Genomic DNA, 16,489 nt, shown 5'->3' with positions numbered 1-16,489 from the left:
TATTTTTTCATCAAACAATCTTATGAAATGACACGGGCATAAATGATAAGACATAAAACGAGTATATAGCTTATTAGCAATCAAAGCTTTATCCCTCTTTAACGGTCCAGTGGACTTCCCCAGCAAAGTTTTATGGAACCCGACCCTTTTCTTTTTCTTTGAATTTCCAACTTCTCAACTCAATATTTCCCGCTTACTTTTGGAAGTATTCTCAACTATACTAAAGGGAATTCGTTTTTAAGGAGATTTATTTATGAGAACATCTATACCTTGTCCAGACTGTCAAGAAGCAATAACGCTTGAAGACTTTGAGGATTTTTCATCACCATTTACTATGGAATGTCCACATTGCCACGTTAAATTAAAAGAGACAAAAGTAACCCCATTTCTATTAATTGGTACGATTGCTATCATTCCTTTATTTATTTTCTTAACAGAAACATTAAGATCTTTCCTATCAAGCTTAATCCCTGTTATCGAAAAAATACCTTCCTTTATCATATTCCTTGGACTGTTATATCCGCTATATGGTTTTTATGAGCGATTTAATGGACTCGTTATGTTTAATAAGGGCAATTTACAAATAAAAAAAAGAAAGTGATAAATGTTGAACTATAATAAAGTTTGATTAAAAATCACGCTAAACGCTTGATTTCACTGTATATAAAAAAGCCAACGTTTTGAAGTTTGATGATCAAAACATTGGCTTTCTTTAATAGCCACGAAAATAATCTCATCTCCCCAAAAAAAGCTTAAGAAAACATCGACATTTATTAAACCATTCCGCCTGATTGTTTATCAGTTAATTTACACTTGACACACTTTTTGTTACCCGGTAAACTATTTTTATTAACCGGTTAACAAAAACATGAAAAGTTAGGTGATACATTATGAATCATATAGACAAAAAGATGGAAGCGTTAAATGCTTTACAACAATTTATCAAAGAAAGAGAAGCCGTCCAAAAGAGGAAAAGCTTCCGTAAAAAAAATGAGGAAAACTCCATTGTTATGGATTGGACGCTTACTCAATTACACATTGTTTCTGCCATCAACGCGCAGGGAACTGCGAATAATACATCCCTTTCGGAAACGTTAAACGTCTCCAAGCCAGCCATTACAAAGGCAATCAAAAAAATGCTAGAGAAGAATGTTATTGTCGAGACGAGACAGGAGACCAATCAAAAAGAAGTTCACTATCTCCTTACTGATTTAGGAAAGCAACTTGCCTCTATCCACGATCAGTTGCATGAGAAGGCAAGAAATCAATACCTGCGACTATTGGATAGTTTCAATACCGACGAGTTAGAAACCATTATCACTTTTTTAGAAATGCTTACTGACAAACTTAAAGGTGATGACGTTCCATTTGGAGACTAAATATGCAAAAGAGTGTAGCGCAAAAAAATCGTTTATCTTATATGCCTTGAGTATTAGCACGTTTTTTGCTTCTTTAAGCCAGAACATCTATACACCGATCATTCCCCTTATTCGGGATTCATTTGAAGTATCCATCAGCTGGGTAAATTTTACGGTCAGTAGCTTTATCTTTATTATTGCGGTGATCCAAATTGTTCTGGGAACTGTGGTTGAACATCAAAATAAAAAAAGATTATTGCTCATTAGTTTTTTTTTGATGGGCGTATCAGCAGTCTTTTGTGCTTACACCAACAGTTTTACGTTGTTTACGCTGTTTAGAATGATTCAGGCAATCGGGGCCGGGATAATCCCTTTAATTGCAATCAGTATGATTGCACAGTTATTTGAAGGTGAAGCAAGAGGAAGTGCCATGGGAACGTATCAAATACTGCTTACCCTTGCACCAGCTGTTTCACCTGTAGTTGGAGGTTTTATTGGAGAGTTTTTTGGTTATGAGGGAATTTTTCTTTTTCTTTTGATCATGGCAGTTTCCTTGCTGATGTTCATTGTTTATCTACTGCCAAGTGAAAAACAGAATGAAACCGACAAAATACCATCCAAAGGATTTATCCATGCATATAAGGCAGTCTTTTCCCATTACATTGGAACAAGTATTATGATCATTAGCTTTTTAGTATTTTTCATCTATTTTGCTATTCTTGTCTATCTGCCTGTCTTGCTCCATGATCATTATCATGTAAATTTACAGTTCATTGGATTATTATATTTACCTTTGACAGTCAGCATGATTGTCGGAAGTATGTTATTTAAAAGGTTGCAGAAAAAAATATCCTTAAATACTTTGTTTATCTTACTGTTAATGGTTATGCCTTTGCAGGTCATACTATTTGGTGTATTTCACACTCGATCACTTGTGGGGTTATGCATTATCTTATTTAGTTATGGAATTATCGTTGGATTTTCCGCCCCCCTTTTCTCGACGCTTATTAGCAATGAGTACAGCGAGCATCGAGGAACAGCTTTAGGCGTTTTTAACTTCGTCCGTTATTTAGGTATGGCGCTTGGTGGAATGTCCCCCGCATTATATTATGTACTGTCTAGTTCTGCTTTATTTGTGCTATTTGGTGTTTTACTGCTCTTGGTTTCCATACTAACTTATAAAAAATTTCATAGCAGGAGTGCTTCATAAACAAACAAAAAGACAACGGATATATTTAATATCTGTTGTCTTACTAGTTTTCACTTCACAATCTTAATATCGATTTTTATCAAACTTTATTACAAATTATCAATCTTTATTAAAAACAACCAGCTTCAATAAGGTAAAGACAAAACTGATCAAAACCTTAAAAAGCGCAAGAAATCACTTTTAGAAACGTTGATTTCTTGCACTTTTCTAGAAAATAAAACCCCGCTGATTATAGTTGCATTCTATTTAGTAGCTTGTAACTCAGCCGTTAAAGTAAATGGCATTTTTAAATACTCATACTTAATCGTGATTTTTTTTATTTTAGGTGCATCAACCTTCATTGCATAATGCTGCGGCTGCTTTCCGATTGCCTTGCGATCTATGTATTGGCTTGGAAAAATATTTACTTGCCTTAATTTATGATATGTAATATTCGGATTACCTACTAGCTTCGTTTCGGCTTCAAACGGTTCCGACTTACTCACGACGAGCTCAACATTTTCAGCCACTTTATTGTCGATGAGTATTTGCCGAAGCTTTATGTCACGTAGTCCTTTATTCTCTATTTCTACGATCTTTGTAGTTGAACCATCTGTAGAATTCGTATAACTATTCATGACAAGTGGTGGATTGCTTTTTAAATAAATGATAAAGGCCGCTCCCACTACTAGAACACTCAATAATAAAACAAATAATAATTTTTTCATTTCATTCCTCACTTTCTTACTCCCCATAAGTATAACGAGAAATCGTAGGTGATGAAACCTCGAAAATAAACAGTGGGAATTTTTCTTTACCTATCAACTTCTTCACATAGAGAAAAAACAACCTGACTCATGATATGCCAGATTGCTTTACTAATCGTATTTCATCACGTATCGGAATCCCATCATTGCCGAGTAAAGGAATTTCAGGTTTATATGCTCTTGCTTGCTCAACTGCGTTTTGTATGATTTCGACTAACTGATAGCCTCTTTTTTGGTAAAATTTTAACGCTTGCAAATTATCATTTGTCGTAATGAGCGTAATCATTGTGCAACCATGTTCGAATGCATGCTGTTCAACAGCTTGCACAAGCAATGAACCATTCCCCTTTCCCTCCACAATACTATCAAGGGAAATTATTTCACATTCTTTATCACGAATGATATACGTCACGAGACCAAACAGCATGTTTTGTTCATCTACATAGGCAAAGCCATCTAATTTACTACAGTCATATATCCCACTGGAAATAACCATTTCTGTACTTCCCCAATGCTCTTTAAAAAACTGTAACACATTATTTTGATCTAATTGCTGAATTGGAATTACTGTCATCTACTATTCTCCTAAATTGAAAAATTAAATACACTAGCAATGGCTTTTTGAACACCTAGAAATACTGCCCACGAAGCAATTCCTAGTCCAATGGCAAACACGATATGGATCGATGATTTCATCGCCATATAAATAACAAATAGCATAAACATTGTAGCTGGTAGTCCAACGATTACTCCAACCGTAAAGCGCTGAATATGTTCACTCGACTCGCTTTGCACAGTAAGCCAAATGATACTTAAAATACTGACAAGCGGTAGTGCGGCAATAATACCGCCATAGGAAGGAAATCTTCTAGCAACCTCTGTAACAATACCAATTACGGCTGCAGAGCAAAGAATTTTTACTAATGTGTACATTATTTAGACACCTCGCTTAATAGACGAAATGCCTGTAAAATTGTTTGCTGTTGTTCTTCTGACAGCTGCTTTAGTGCATATTGTAGTTTGTCATCATCTAACTCTGCGTTTTTCTTTAAGATGTGAAGCCCTTCCGTTGTAAGATGTAGATATACTTTGCGTTGATCTTCAATATATCGCTCCTTTTTCACCCAGCCATTACGCTCTAGCTTTTTTATATGTTCTGACGCTGTGTTTTGAGAAATATTCAGCAACTCAGCAATATCACGGACAGTTACTTCATCTTCCTTGTGAATCATCTGTAAAATACGTACGCTTTGATGCGAAATAGACTCTTCATGCGTTGTATGTAGATGGTAATAAATTGATGTAAAATAGTTATTTAATTCTTTAATCATTAAATTTACTCCTTTTAATATATCGTCTAAATAGATTATATCGAAACGAACGATATATTAAAAGGGATATCTAAAATTTTATATTTTCAGTTTTTTAATCTAGATTACACTCAAATGGTTACGAAATTTTTTGTAAACCATTTTGCATAGATGATCGGAATAGCTGTAAAAAGAAAAGGGGTTCCAAATTCATGCTCCACAAAGATAGCTAGACAAAGCAATATAATTGTCTAAAGTCGTTCCTTTGCATAAATTTTCAAAGAGTTCGCCCCTAGCCAGTATAAGTGCTACAAGTGGTACTTTCAAAGCTGTTAGCATAAAAAAAGGGGCTGTCTACTGACACCGCCCCTTTCTTGTTCTACCGAAAAAGTGCTAATTTATCGATAAACTTATATAATTTTCACAAACACACCCTGTTGAAATTTTTCTTCAGCAGCAGCATTCATTTTTCTAACATTTTCAGATACTTCGCTTGCCCTTATTAATCGATTCTCATCGTAAAGCAAAGGATTGATATGTCTAGTTTTATTCTTTTGATAAATATCAAATTCTATTTGATCTACCTTCACTGTGACATTAGGATGAAGCTGTTTTAAAAGGCACTGTACTTGCCTATCATTTGAAGATTTCAACAATACAATTAGTTCTTCATCTTCCTTAAGAAAATCAGCGAGTGTAATAATCTTTTTATCTAATGCTAACTTTAATGTTTGTGAAAGTTTATGATAAGCATAAATATTTAACGGATCCATAAAGAAATCAAGTACTTCTTGATAATATGTTTTCACAAACCATTCTGCACTTTTTATACTTTTAAGACACATCTTCCCTTGATAAATAATAATATCATCTAAAAATTTTTGTATTTCTTCAAATGAGGCTTTCCCATATGTGTACATATCTCTTAAAGTATAATCTACTCGATCTGCACATAAATCAGGAGCTGGTTGTTCGAGTAAATGCCAAGTCGCAGCATTTAAAAGTAGCTGTTCATAATCAAGGTTATACTTTTTAAGAATATTAGGAATTTCTGATTTATGAATAACCTCGTTAAATATTTCTTCATGATAATCTTCAGCTTTATTTTCAAGGACGAAATCAATAACATGCGAAAAGGCTGTATGCGAAACATCGTGCAATAAACCTGCAATCTGCTCCTCTAAAGAGCCGCCTAACTGTTTAATTAATAGCATGACACCAACCGAATGCTCATAACGCGTTACATTCCATCGGCTATTTACAAGATAACTTGCCCCACCTTGATGAATCCCCTTCAATCTTTGCATCGGCTTACTCAAAAGAAGTTCCGCTAACACATCATCTATTTCGAATTCACCATATAAATAATCAGAAATAATCATGTAAGCATCTTCCTATGCAAAATTCGAAAGTACAAAAACTCCACCACAATGCGAGATTGGATAAAAATCTAATTGGCATACTCCTTTTAATAAGGCGCTAATTTCCTCGTGGACAAAATAAAATTCATCATCATCCCAATAATCAATACTGTCTTGACGACATTTTTCAAGCTGCTTTCTTGATTCAAACGCGATATCGCCGATAAAAATTTTGCCTGCAGGTGTTAGTTGCTGCAATAGCGCTGTAATGTAGTGCACTTTCATTTCATCGGTAAAATGATGAAGCGCGTAGGTGCTAATAATAACGTCATATTTTTGACGAAGGAGCTCTGATGGCAGCCCTTGTGCTAAATCCCACTCCATTAAGTTTGCCTCAGGCATTTTTTCTTTGGCGATTTTGATCATTTTCGAGGAGAAATCGAGTCCATTGATCGTATGACCATTATCATAAAGCTTTGCCGTTAATACCCCTGTCCCAAATCCAATGTCTAATACAGTTGAATTTGGAATGGACATGACCTCATTAAAAATCATATTTAACACTGCTTTATATCCTGCAAATGGATATTGATGGCTTTCTTCACTTAGCTGAACCGTTTTATCATAACCATCAGCCCATAAATTAAATCCTTGTTGATTTAGTAGCATAATAGTCCTCCTATGTTTTCCATCGATTCGTCTTTGATAGGAAAAAAATTAAAAAGCCCCCGTTTTTAATTGGATATGTGCATTAAAGAATTCGAGTATTTTCTCATACACGTAAATTTCATTCGCCTTTTTCGTGAATCCATGACCCTCATCTTCTAGCACAATATATTCCACTTCTCGCCCCTTATCTTTTAAAGCAGCAACAATTTGGTCAGATTCCTTTTGCACGACACGTGGATCGTTCGCTCCTTGAATGACTAACATAGGTTTCGTCATACCATCTAAATACGTAATTGGCGAATCGGCTGTTAATCTTTCCTTGTCTTTCTCTGGATCTCCTATCCATTGCTTCATATATGGTGCCCAAAAATCCGGGACAGACTCAATAAATGAAAACAGATTACTTGGGCCAAAAATATCGACAACTGCTTTAAAGTAATCAGCATGGCGACCATGTAATAGCAGTGCCATATAGCCACCATAGCTGCCACCTAAAAGCAGCATTTTATCACGATCAGCATAGCCCTTCTCAATAAGCCAATCAATCCCAGTAGTATTATCAAGACGTGGGCCATGACCCCAATCTCCCTCAACCATTTTCTTAAAATCTAGGCCATAGTTCGATGAGCCTCTAAAATTTGGTGCAAAAATAGAGTATCCCTGGGTAACAAGAAATTGGAACATCGGTCGAAATGATTTGCGTTCAATTGCTTGCGGACCACCATGTGGCCATAAAATAACATGGCCATTCGAATTTTCTTCCTTTGCCTTGAACAACAGTGCCTCAATTTCCAAACCATCAAACGATGGATAACGAAGCACTTCAGGTTCTACCAAATCCTCATCTCGAACACCCGGTACTCTATAGTGAGTTACCTCTAACCATGAGCTTCCCATTGCCTTTGAAACAAAAATATTATTTGGCTTCGTAGCCGATTTTCCAAGCAAATATAAATGTCCGCTTGGCATAATAACCATTTTTTCAATAATATCAACAGGTGTTTCGAGTTTTTCATTTTTTCCATCTACAATTGTATACCGATAAAGCCGATCCTCTACACCATAGGAACCGACAATATATAATGCTTGCTCTTCTTTTGAATAATAAATACTTGTAAAGCTTTCTTTTTCTAATTGAAGCAACTTTGTAAATTGTTTCGACTGAATATCAAATTTTGCTAAATAGCTAAAATCTTCATCGTAATCTGTTAAAAAATAAATTTCCATTTCAGAAGTATATACAACATCAGAAACTGTATGCTGCTTATCCGTTAATGGCGTGAGCAATACTTCCTCACCATCAATTTGTACATATGCTAGGGAATGCGTATTTCCATACTGTTTAATATAAACATATGATTTTTCCTCTGGGCTAACTGTAGCGATAAAAGTAGGTGCATCACTACCCTCAATCAGTAACTTTTCTTCTTCACTCTCAATGTCATAAACTAAACTATTTAAATATGTTGAATTTCCAGCTGTAGTTGAATAATAAAGATGTCTACCATCATCAGTCAAATGTCCATAGAAATGACGTTCTCCCTCTTTATAGCGAATTGGTACTAGGCTTCCTCCCTCAGGTGGAATTGCATAAATTTGACTATTTTCATCACCATCTTTATCAAATCCAACTAAAAGGAATTCACCTGTTTTCGAATATTTAATAAAATCCGAAGTTTGATTATGAAAAGTCATTTGATACGGAAACTTTTTCTCTAAATCCATTCCCCAAAGATTAAAATATCCATTAAAATTCGTACTTAATACCATCTGCTTTTCATTAGGACTAATCGCAAAATCACTTACCGTTAAGTTTTGCAAAAAATGCTTTGTGTTCATCTTTTCAAACTGAATCATAAACATTCCTCTTTTCTTAAAATTTTTCTCTGGTAACAGTACAAAGGTTTCCATCCCTTTTCCTGTGATAGCGTTTTAACCATCTACATCCAAATCGACTTATCAGAGGGAATTAATCCCACGACATGATGGAAATCCCAATAAATATAATTATACCATTTATTTAATTTTGATATCTGAATATTTTAATTTTATATTTTCCCAAAAAAATGTTATAATAAAGCTAGTTTTCTTTTCAAGGAGGAATCGAAATGGACGCATTCTTTTGTAATGCTTGCTCTAGACCAAACACATTACAGGTCAAAGAGGTCTAGAAAAGTTAACCCGAATAACATTATTGAATGATCTCTTTAGGCCATAAACCTTTATGAAAAGCCTACAATACAGGAGTGAATTCAAATGGAAAAACCAACAATTCAACCGTTTTTAACGGTCGCAAACTATCATTTACTTGAGCAGCAAATGAATAAAATCATATTAACCCTTGCTACGACGAAAGATAAGGACGTCATCCTTGCCGTACAAGGTATCGTTGAAAGCGAGATTACAACAAAATTAGCGCTGTCGGCTGAGCAAGCTGAGCTGATTGAACAGCTTTTTGAAGTGACGAATCGTGCACAAGGTGATGAGTATATAGAGCAATTAAAACGATATGTCATCCCATTCAAAGCAGTCACTGCCAGTGCATTAAAAAGCCTTTTTAAAAAGGAAAAAAAGCTAAAACTACCAAAGCTTGAAGAAATTGATTTTCAGGAGATTTGTTATTTAGCTTGGGATGATCCTGGAACACATCGAAAATACGTTTTGCTAGAACAAGATGACAAGCTAAAATCGATTAAAGGCACATTCTCTAATGATACAATTCGTGGAATATGTGCAATATGTAATCGCCATTCCGACGTTGGCCTATTTACTACATCTGTAAAAGGGCAAACCGTTGGAACGTTCACGAATTATAGTAATTACATTTGCGCAGATAGCCAATCATGCAATCGGCATGTTACGGATATCGAAAAAACAAAAGCATTTTTCGAGCGCATCACTCAATAAAAAGAAGCCTTCTCCATTGGAGGGCACTGAAAAAGTCTATATCTTCTCACATCGCGAGGTATTAAACGAGTAAATCGTTGAATACCTCGCTTTTTTCATTTAGCACTGTGACTCTACTGTTGTTTTCCGAAGCATTCCGCTCGCTTTCCGCGGGCGAGCGCCGAGCCTCCTCCTACGCTTCGCTTCGTGCGGGGTCTCGTCTGTCTCGCTTTCCCGCAGGAGTCGAGCGATGCTTCTCCAAACAACGCAATGTATCACACTATTATTTTAGTCACGCTTTCCTTTATAATAAAAGAACTAATGTGCAGGAAATATATAGATTTATTCAATGAAAATAAAATATTGTTGAATAATAAAATAAATCTCCGCAAGTATACTTTTCTTTTGTTTTATATTTTAACTTTACCTATATTCGGTAAATTGAATGTTATCCTTTGGAAAAATGAATCATTATCTTTCCTTATATTTACCTCATTTTTAGAACTTACTTTTGTTTATTTTGTTTTATATGAGGGATTAAATTTACAAAAATCAGAAAAACCCATTTTAGTTTCAATCGAATTGGAAAATGGAGTTCAATACGAAGAGTATTACATATATTATCCAATCGATAATAAGTTTATATTAATTGGAAAACCTGATGATGTTAATTTATGTAAAGAACCTTTATTAATTAATTTGGATAAAATTATTACATGTAAGTATATTAAAGCCAACTAAACTTTATATTTTTTAATATTTTTATAGTTATATTTACTTTAGCCAAATGTACTTATAGCACTCCTTCAAATGAAATGCTTGTACTTTTAGCTAAAACATTAAACACAACAACAGATTATTACTTGATAATACTGAAGACCCTATACCACTTACTGAATCTCAAAAGGACGAAATTGCATTCCAAGCATTTGCCAACGACCCTACCCTACAAAAATGGTACAAGGAATTACCTAAGAGTCGTGAAGAGGACTTACAGAAGTTACGGAAAATGTGGGAAATTATTAAAAACGATAATGACTAAATCGTTATAAGGATACAAAGAAGGCTAAATACCGAGGGCATGTCTAAATAGCTTGTCCTCTTAAACATCCTTTATTTAAGGTATAAACACAAATTTGGGATGTTTATTTTTTTAAACAACAAATAGTTATATTTACTTACGCCATATTTCACTGATAATTCCCATACCAAAACAAAAATATCAATACTATGAATTGGAGCTATAAAAATGATAACTAATCCATTTAGCGGCAATCTACTTAGAAATTTTACAGCAGATTATTTGCATAATACTTTAAGTAGTTATTGGAAAACCGCAAAAGAATATAATAAATTGAAAACTAATATGTTTGTAGATAACAGTTTTCTCACAATAACAAGAATATTAGAAAGTAAAGATGGAGAAGTTGTCGATAAAGAAAAATTAGATAAGACACTTTTTAATGAATTGACGTGGGTACTACCAGATAATCATTTTATTTACTTTTTTGAAACCGATGATAATATTAACAGAATTAAAAATGTTATTGATGATAAAACAAATGCTCTTGATAGACCAATACATTACTCATCAACTGAATATGAAGAATTACAACTCGTTTCAATTAGACAAGAAGATGATTCACTAGTATTACTTTTTAGATATGGTTTTACAAGAAATGAGGAAACTAAAAAAACAATTTTCTTTATTGCTTGCGAATATAACTTTTCCAGAAAAACATTTATTATAAAGATGAGAGACACGTTAAGAAGTAACGCAGGAAAAAATCGCAGAAGTTTAATATCAGAAATATTTGGTTATGTTAAAGAACTTACTCCTACAGTTACATATAAGAGAAAGGCAAAGAAAGAGATTAAAAATCAAATATATCAACTATTTTTAACAGAGACTAAGAAAGCTGAAGAAATTATTCAGGATTCTTTACCAATTCCAGAAACAACTTTAGATATAGACATTCAAGCCTTTATTTTAGATATATTAAATTTAAAATCTGAAGATGACTTGGAATCTAATCTAAAAATCGTTAAGTATATGTATTTCCAAAATGTTGCTCAAAATCTAAATTCAAAGACATTCACAGATAGATATATTTTTGCCTTTTCATTCCATGACGGTAATACAACAAGATCGGTTACTAGAGACGCAAAAAGACAACATATATATGGAAAAAAATTGTATTGGAATCTTAAAAGTCTAGTAACAGAAGATACAAAAGTAGATGAAATTTCAATGTATTTTCGAATAAATAAACAAAATTATAAACTTAAACCATTATCAAATAACTTTATAGGATTAGAGGTTACAATTAGAGAATTTCAAGGAAGTTATATGGTAGACTATTATAATAACATTAGAAGAGATTCTGAGAGGAGAATGAAAAGTGAGTTTCTTTTACACGAACTTGAGCAGTATCTATGAGTCTGAAGATAGCCTTAAATTACTTATGCCGTTTGAATCTTTACACTTTCATTTGAGAGATTTTTTCTTAAATAATGTAAAGAAAAAAGCGACTGTAATTGATCCTTTAGATTTTTCTTTTAGATATAAGATAGATACATTAAAAACAATAAACTTATTTCTAACGCTTTCAAATTATGGCTTATTAAAAAAATTATATCAATTAGAATGTGATGAATGCGGAGAAATTACATTTGAAGACAGTATTGAAAAGTTTTATGAATGTTTTGTTTGTAAACATCCATTATTAAATCTTTCTGAACCAAGTGTTAATAATCTATTTAATAACATTTCTTATACATTTGAGATTTGCAAAGAATTACAAGAAGAACTACACTTAGATTTAAAAGCTCCACCCTCCTTATCATCTAATAAACTGTGCGATGATAAGGGGGGAGATATGGCTACAATTCAAAGTAGTTATGGTGTTTCTGATGTCTTGAAACATCCAGAAGATGGTTTGAGTAGTATAACTTCCGAAATATTCATTATTAAACAACAAATTGATAATTTACTTGCTGAAGGTATAAAAACAATATCATGAAAAATTATTCTAATAGAATTTTAAGTATTATAATTCTTATCTTACTAATAATTATGATTATTGCAACAAACAAGTTTATAGATTTTTTTACTTCAAATTATCCTAACTTAAATAATACAGAAGTAATCAGCAGGATTACTCCACCTTTATTAGGGGCATTTTTCTCGGGTATTGTGGCAATAATAGTTTTTTATTTGAACAAAATAAAAGAAGATATTACCAAGAGAAGCCAATCTGATATGTTTTTGCAAATTATAGATAAGGAAATCACAGCTAATATAAAATCAATTGAAGTGATATGTAGAATTATCGAGTCAACAACTTCAAAAGAACTTGCATATACAATAAATAATAATACTGATACTTCTGAGAGATTTAAAATATTATGCTCTAATCTTTCCAACGAAATAATTGACAAATTTCTAGTTCAATTAAATAAAAATGATTATCTAATTATTTCAGAAAAAGTTAAAAACTATAAATCTCTTAATAATTTTTTAGATTTATTAAATAATGATGTAACAGAAGTTGCAAATAAAGAAATTATTATTGATAAATTAAAAAATCTAGTAGATTATTTCAATAATCTGCAAAATATACAGGAACCTAAAAATGTAAAAAAAATAATGACACTTTTTGAAGTTTTCCTTAAAACAAAGAAAAATATTCTTATCATACTTTTTATTTTAATTATAAATGCTATTATTAATATTCTTCTAATTAAATCGCTTTTATAATATTGTTTGGACCCTACTTTAATAGCTAGGGTTTTATTATACACAAAAAAAGAACATACATTCTTATTCATGAGGTGTTTAAATGCATTATAGTTACTTAGAAGATTTCATTAAGGATTTCTTCACACGAATGGATACCCTTTCCCCTTCCCTTTTAAATTTTCATGTAATCGCAAGAAAATTAGAAATTAAAATATTTTATTGGTCAGACCCTAGCCAAGCATTATTTGCAAAAGATAAACCTTATATTTTCTTAGATGAATCACTTAACCCGCAGCAACAATGGCAAGAGTTTTGTCATGAATTAGCTCATGTATTACTACATACCGGGGATCAATTCTATATGTCTCCCCTCTTCCGTGAATACCAGGAACATAAAGCTAACAATTTTATGTATCACGCCTGTATGCCTACTTTTATGTTAGATGAATTACATCTAGAGGATTGTTCTCCACAAACAGTGATTAGACTTCAGGAATTATTTAATGTTGAATACCAATTTGCATTGAGGCGTTTAACACAATATTACAATAAACGAATTATGCAGTATTGACATAATATTTCCCTTTGAAATATGAGATGATTGATATGGTACACTAGCTAATTTCTTAATCTATACGCAGAAAATTATTTTAATACATATAAACAGAACATTCGCTTCGGAAAGGAGTGATCTATGTGGTTCGTAAGAAGATGACAACCACTAAAATAGATAATGTCTATTGGTACAAAATGAACGGAAAGAAAAAATTCGCATATAGATATAAATATTATGACCGCCAAGGAGTGAGACGAGAAAAAACAAAACAAGGGTTTGATTCAATCGAGAAAGCTGAACGAGCATTAATTGAACTGAAAGCTACTATATTAGATGGAAATGTGAGTTTCGTAGAAAATGATAATTTAACAGTGAACCAATTAAATGAGATTTATGTCGAAGCGAATAAAACAAATTGGAAGCCAACTACTGAAAGAAACCACAATTATGTAATGAGACAATATATATCTGATTCAATTGGACATATCAAAATAAAAAACGTAAATAATATTGTTGTTCAAAAAGATTTAATAGATCCATTAATAATGAAAGGTTTTAAAGAAGGAACAATTATGTCAATTTTTAGACGCATGAATGCCATTTTCACATTTGCTATTAAAAATGAAATTTTAGACAGAAAAAAGTTTTCATCCCCTAATTTAAGTAGAGCTACTGAAAGTATCAAAAGAAACGCACTATCCATAGATGAAATAACAAATGTATTAGAAACCGCACGCACTAAATATAAAATTACTCATTATGCATGTTTAAGTCTGCTATTCCTAACAGGAATGCGTGTTGGCGAATTGAGGGCTTTGCAGTGGGAAACTGATATTGATTTTGAAAACAATATAATTCACATAAATAAAACTAAAGATCGTTACGGATCCAGGACACCGAAGACTAAAAATAGTTATCGGAAATTTCCAATGAATGAAAATATCAAAAGTATTTTACTAGATTACAGGGAATGGTATGACGAAATAATGGAAACATATAAATTTCGGAATCCAGATGGATATGTATTTATTACATATGCTGGAGAACCAATTGGCGAACGCTATTTAAAACGCATCATAGACTTAATATGTGATCGAGAAAAGATAACTCACTTTACACCTCACTATCTACGACACACATTTGTGACGATACAGTTATCTAATAAAATCCCTGTATCTACAGTTGCAGCTTTAGTTGGTGATACTCCTGAAACAATTTATAAAGTTTATGCACATTCATTTGAAAAAGATGAGGTGCACGCTTCAAATCTTATGGATGAAATTATCAATTTAAGTTCATTTGAAGAATCTGAGGAAATCAAAAAACGATGAAATTGGGGCACTTTTTGGGGCACTCACGTTTTTCCTCTCTCCCCTACCCATATAACTTGTAAATATAAAAACTCAATAAATCATTATAAACGTTGTTATATCAACGTTTTCAAACAAAAAAACACCCGCGTTTTAAACGAGTGTTTCGTATTTTTTTAGGATAACCATTTCGGAGGTGTGTTTTTCTCCCAGTATATATCCCCTAAATTGTTATGTGCCATAAAGTCGTCCTCGGCACTATGGTAGTGGAAGTTGTAATAATAACCTTCCTGTGGTCGTTTTTCGGTGCGGACATGGAAGCGAATTAAATCCATTCCTGTTTCATTGCTACTAATATTGAAAATTTTTTCTCCATAGTTGCCACTTGGCTTTTCTGAAATTGTTAACGATGCTAATGATGAATTGTCTAAGCTGGCTACTGTCATCGCAATGGCTTCCTCCATTTTCGGGAAGATAATGGAATCAAACTCATTGCTAATTTTCGGGCCGATTTTTGAGCCGAATTTTTTATAAGATTGCTCTTTAGCAGCGTCGACGAGCAATGCACTATAGTCGACCGGTTCTTCTTGTATTTCTGTCTCTATCGGCAGAGCAGCTGCTTCTGCAGTGCTTGTCCCAGGTGATGGTCCGATAGAAGCACGATTCGATGGATTTTGATCAAATGCTTCCCATATCTCATGTGTTGGCGTAATTAATCCAAAAGTTAAAAACGCAACCATAATGACGATACTTTTTTGAACCCATTTCTTCATTAATTAACACCTTCTCTTTATGTACAAATTGGTAATTCTATTACTTATATATACGCATAAGCCTATAAAAGGTTTCATATTTCTATAATTCATTGTACAATATTTATGTATAAAGTAAAAACTTCACATCTTGTGAAAACGTTTGTATAACCATCATCCTGTTGCCCAAACTAATCGGGTATTTATTGACAGTATGCAGGTTAAATGTGTCGTTTTTTTAAAAGGAGGTACAAAACATGGAAATCGCAATGGGTATTGGTCTTTTATTAATGTTAGGTTACTTATCATCTTTATGCTTCACGAACTAATACAATTCCTTTTTACAAAGAAAGTCCGCGAGCTTGCGGACTTTTCTACTTTGATTGCCAATTTTTCCGCTCACAGTCCCCGTAAATTAGGCAAGGGGCAGCCTCGCTTTTGCGAAGCCACCCCTTTAGTATTTAATAGGTAACATTTTTCGTAAATTGTAAAGTCTCAACCCAATCATCTGGGGAATATTATATTGAAACATTTAGTTTCATCACCGCGGTAAAATTCCACTGTGTGCTTTCTAACTTAAGCAACGCAA

17 protein-coding genes are annotated in these 16,489 nt (G+C 33.0%); 9 read left to right on the top strand and 8 right to left on the bottom strand.

The window, feature by feature from the left end; all coding sequences use genetic code 11:
- The first annotated feature begins 253 nt into the window (after positions 1-253).
- The 3 genes from MY533_RS09955 (at position 254) to MY533_RS09945 (ending at position 2,568) form a co-directional block, all read left to right on the top strand.
- A complete protein-coding gene (locus MY533_RS09955) occupies positions 254-601 on the top strand; it encodes a hypothetical protein (RefSeq protein ID WP_248718993.1) in 348 nt (115 codons plus the stop codon).
- A 289-nt stretch (positions 602-890) separates the two neighbouring features.
- Positions 891-1,379, top strand: coding sequence for a MarR family transcriptional regulator (locus tag MY533_RS09950; RefSeq protein ID WP_248718992.1), 489 nt, complete (start codon positions 891-893; stop codon positions 1,377-1,379).
- The gene (locus MY533_RS09945; RefSeq protein ID WP_248718991.1) at positions 1,369-2,568 is read left to right on the top strand and encodes an MFS transporter; all 1,200 of its coding nucleotides are present in this window, start codon (positions 1,369-1,371) and stop codon (positions 2,566-2,568) included. The genes MY533_RS09950 and MY533_RS09945 overlap by 11 nt, the downstream gene beginning before the upstream one ends.
- Positions 2,569-2,810: 242 nt before the next feature.
- Here MY533_RS09945 and MY533_RS09940 read toward each other — a convergent pair whose 3' ends face one another.
- The 7 genes from MY533_RS09940 to MY533_RS09910 form a co-directional block, all read right to left on the bottom strand.
- A complete protein-coding gene (locus MY533_RS09940) occupies positions 2,811-3,275 on the bottom strand; it encodes a hypothetical protein (RefSeq protein ID WP_248718990.1) in 465 nt (154 codons plus the stop codon).
- Between the two features lie 127 nt (positions 3,276-3,402).
- Positions 3,403-3,888 carry a GNAT family N-acetyltransferase gene (locus tag MY533_RS09935; RefSeq protein WP_248718989.1) on the bottom strand — a complete coding sequence of 162 codons (486 nt, stop codon included), beginning with the start codon at positions 3,886-3,888 and terminating at the stop codon, positions 3,403-3,405.
- A gap of 11 nt (positions 3,889-3,899) precedes the next feature.
- Positions 3,900-4,247: a DUF3147 family protein gene (locus tag MY533_RS09930; RefSeq protein ID WP_132358164.1), complete on the bottom strand. Its 348-nt coding sequence runs from the start codon at positions 4,245-4,247 to the stop codon at positions 3,900-3,902.
- Positions 4,247-4,645, bottom strand: a complete 399-nt coding sequence (locus MY533_RS09925) for a MarR family winged helix-turn-helix transcriptional regulator (RefSeq protein WP_248718988.1) — start codon at positions 4,643-4,645, stop codon at positions 4,247-4,249. The genes MY533_RS09930 and MY533_RS09925 overlap by 1 nt, the downstream gene beginning before the upstream one ends.
- 389 nt (positions 4,646-5,034) lie before the next feature.
- The gene (locus MY533_RS09920; protein WP_248718987.1) at positions 5,035-6,006 is read right to left on the bottom strand and encodes an HD domain-containing protein; all 972 of its coding nucleotides are present in this window, start codon (positions 6,004-6,006) and stop codon (positions 5,035-5,037) included.
- Between the two features lie 12 nt (positions 6,007-6,018).
- Positions 6,019-6,654, bottom strand: coding sequence for a class I SAM-dependent methyltransferase (locus MY533_RS09915; RefSeq protein ID WP_248718986.1), 636 nt, complete (start codon positions 6,652-6,654; stop codon positions 6,019-6,021).
- A 48-nt stretch (positions 6,655-6,702) separates the two neighbouring features.
- Positions 6,703-8,511, bottom strand: a complete 1,809-nt coding sequence (locus MY533_RS09910) for a S9 family peptidase (RefSeq protein ID WP_248718985.1) — start codon at positions 8,509-8,511, stop codon at positions 6,703-6,705.
- 399 nt (positions 8,512-8,910) lie between these two features.
- On the opposite strand from MY533_RS09910, the gene MY533_RS09905 reads away from it, so the two are divergent.
- The 6 genes from MY533_RS09905 (at position 8,911) to MY533_RS09880 (ending at position 15,169) form a co-directional block, all read left to right on the top strand.
- On the top strand, positions 8,911-9,561 hold the full coding sequence (locus MY533_RS09905) for a FusB/FusC family EF-G-binding protein (protein ID WP_132358172.1): 651 nt from the start codon (positions 8,911-8,913) through the stop codon (positions 9,559-9,561).
- Between the two features lie 1,228 nt (positions 9,562-10,789).
- Entirely contained in the window at positions 10,790-11,980 is a 1,191-nt protein-coding gene (locus MY533_RS09900; RefSeq protein ID WP_248718984.1) for a hypothetical protein, read from the top strand.
- Positions 11,943-12,563 carry a hypothetical protein gene (locus tag MY533_RS09895; RefSeq protein ID WP_248718983.1) on the top strand — a complete coding sequence of 207 codons (621 nt, stop codon included), beginning with the start codon at positions 11,943-11,945 and terminating at the stop codon, positions 12,561-12,563. Before MY533_RS09900 ends, MY533_RS09895 begins: the two co-directional genes overlap by 38 nt.
- Positions 12,560-13,300, top strand: a complete 741-nt coding sequence (locus MY533_RS09890) for a hypothetical protein (RefSeq protein ID WP_248718982.1) — start codon at positions 12,560-12,562, stop codon at positions 13,298-13,300. Before MY533_RS09895 ends, MY533_RS09890 begins: the two co-directional genes overlap by 4 nt.
- A gap of 82 nt (positions 13,301-13,382) precedes the next feature.
- The gene (locus MY533_RS09885; protein WP_248718981.1) at positions 13,383-13,853 is read left to right on the top strand and encodes an ImmA/IrrE family metallo-endopeptidase; all 471 of its coding nucleotides are present in this window, start codon (positions 13,383-13,385) and stop codon (positions 13,851-13,853) included.
- Positions 13,854-13,978: 125 nt separating this feature from the next.
- Entirely contained in the window at positions 13,979-15,169 is a 1,191-nt protein-coding gene (locus MY533_RS09880) for a site-specific integrase (RefSeq protein WP_248718980.1), read from the top strand.
- Between the two features lie 155 nt (positions 15,170-15,324).
- On the opposite strand, the gene MY533_RS09875 is transcribed toward MY533_RS09880, so the two are convergent.
- Positions 15,325-15,921, bottom strand: coding sequence for a YpjP family protein (locus tag MY533_RS09875; protein ID WP_248718979.1), 597 nt, complete (start codon positions 15,919-15,921; stop codon positions 15,325-15,327).
- Between the last annotated feature and the right edge of the window lie 568 nt (positions 15,922-16,489).

The organism is Lysinibacillus sp. Ag94 (assembly GCF_023242215.1).
Lineage (GTDB): Bacteria > Bacillota > Bacilli > Bacillales_A > Planococcaceae > Lysinibacillus.
The sequence above is the reverse complement of the archived record's forward strand: the minus strand, read 5'-3'. Positions and strand labels throughout refer to the sequence as shown.

Coding starts and splice junctions, on each gene's coding strand:
- MY533_RS09955 (WP_248718993.1), top strand. CDS start 254: ATGAGAACATCTATACCTTGTCCAGACTGTCAAGAAGCAATAACGCTT.
- MY533_RS09950 (WP_248718992.1), top strand. CDS start 891: ATGAATCATATAGACAAAAAGATGGAAGCGTTAAATGCTTTACAACAA.
- MY533_RS09940 (WP_248718990.1), bottom strand. CDS start 3,275: ATGAAAAAATTATTATTTGTTTTATTATTGAGTGTTCTAGTAGTGGGA.
- MY533_RS09935 (WP_248718989.1), bottom strand. CDS start 3,888: ATGACAGTAATTCCAATTCAGCAATTAGATCAAAATAATGTGTTACAG.
- MY533_RS09930 (WP_132358164.1), bottom strand. CDS start 4,247: ATGTACACATTAGTAAAAATTCTTTGCTCTGCAGCCGTAATTGGTATT.
- MY533_RS09925 (WP_248718988.1), bottom strand. CDS start 4,645: ATGATTAAAGAATTAAATAACTATTTTACATCAATTTATTACCATCTA.
- MY533_RS09920 (WP_248718987.1), bottom strand. CDS start 6,006: ATGATTATTTCTGATTATTTATATGGTGAATTCGAAATAGATGATGTG.
- MY533_RS09915 (WP_248718986.1), bottom strand. CDS start 6,654: ATGCTACTAAATCAACAAGGATTTAATTTATGGGCTGATGGTTATGAT.
- MY533_RS09910 (WP_248718985.1), bottom strand. CDS start 8,511: ATGATTCAGTTTGAAAAGATGAACACAAAGCATTTTTTGCAAAACTTA.
- MY533_RS09905 (WP_132358172.1), top strand. CDS start 8,911: ATGGAAAAACCAACAATTCAACCGTTTTTAACGGTCGCAAACTATCAT.
- MY533_RS09900 (WP_248718984.1), top strand. CDS start 10,790: ATGATAACTAATCCATTTAGCGGCAATCTACTTAGAAATTTTACAGCA.
- MY533_RS09890 (WP_248718982.1), top strand. CDS start 12,560: ATGAAAAATTATTCTAATAGAATTTTAAGTATTATAATTCTTATCTTA.
- MY533_RS09885 (WP_248718981.1), top strand. CDS start 13,383: ATGCATTATAGTTACTTAGAAGATTTCATTAAGGATTTCTTCACACGA.
- MY533_RS09875 (WP_248718979.1), bottom strand. CDS start 15,921: ATGAAGAAATGGGTTCAAAAAAGTATCGTCATTATGGTTGCGTTTTTA.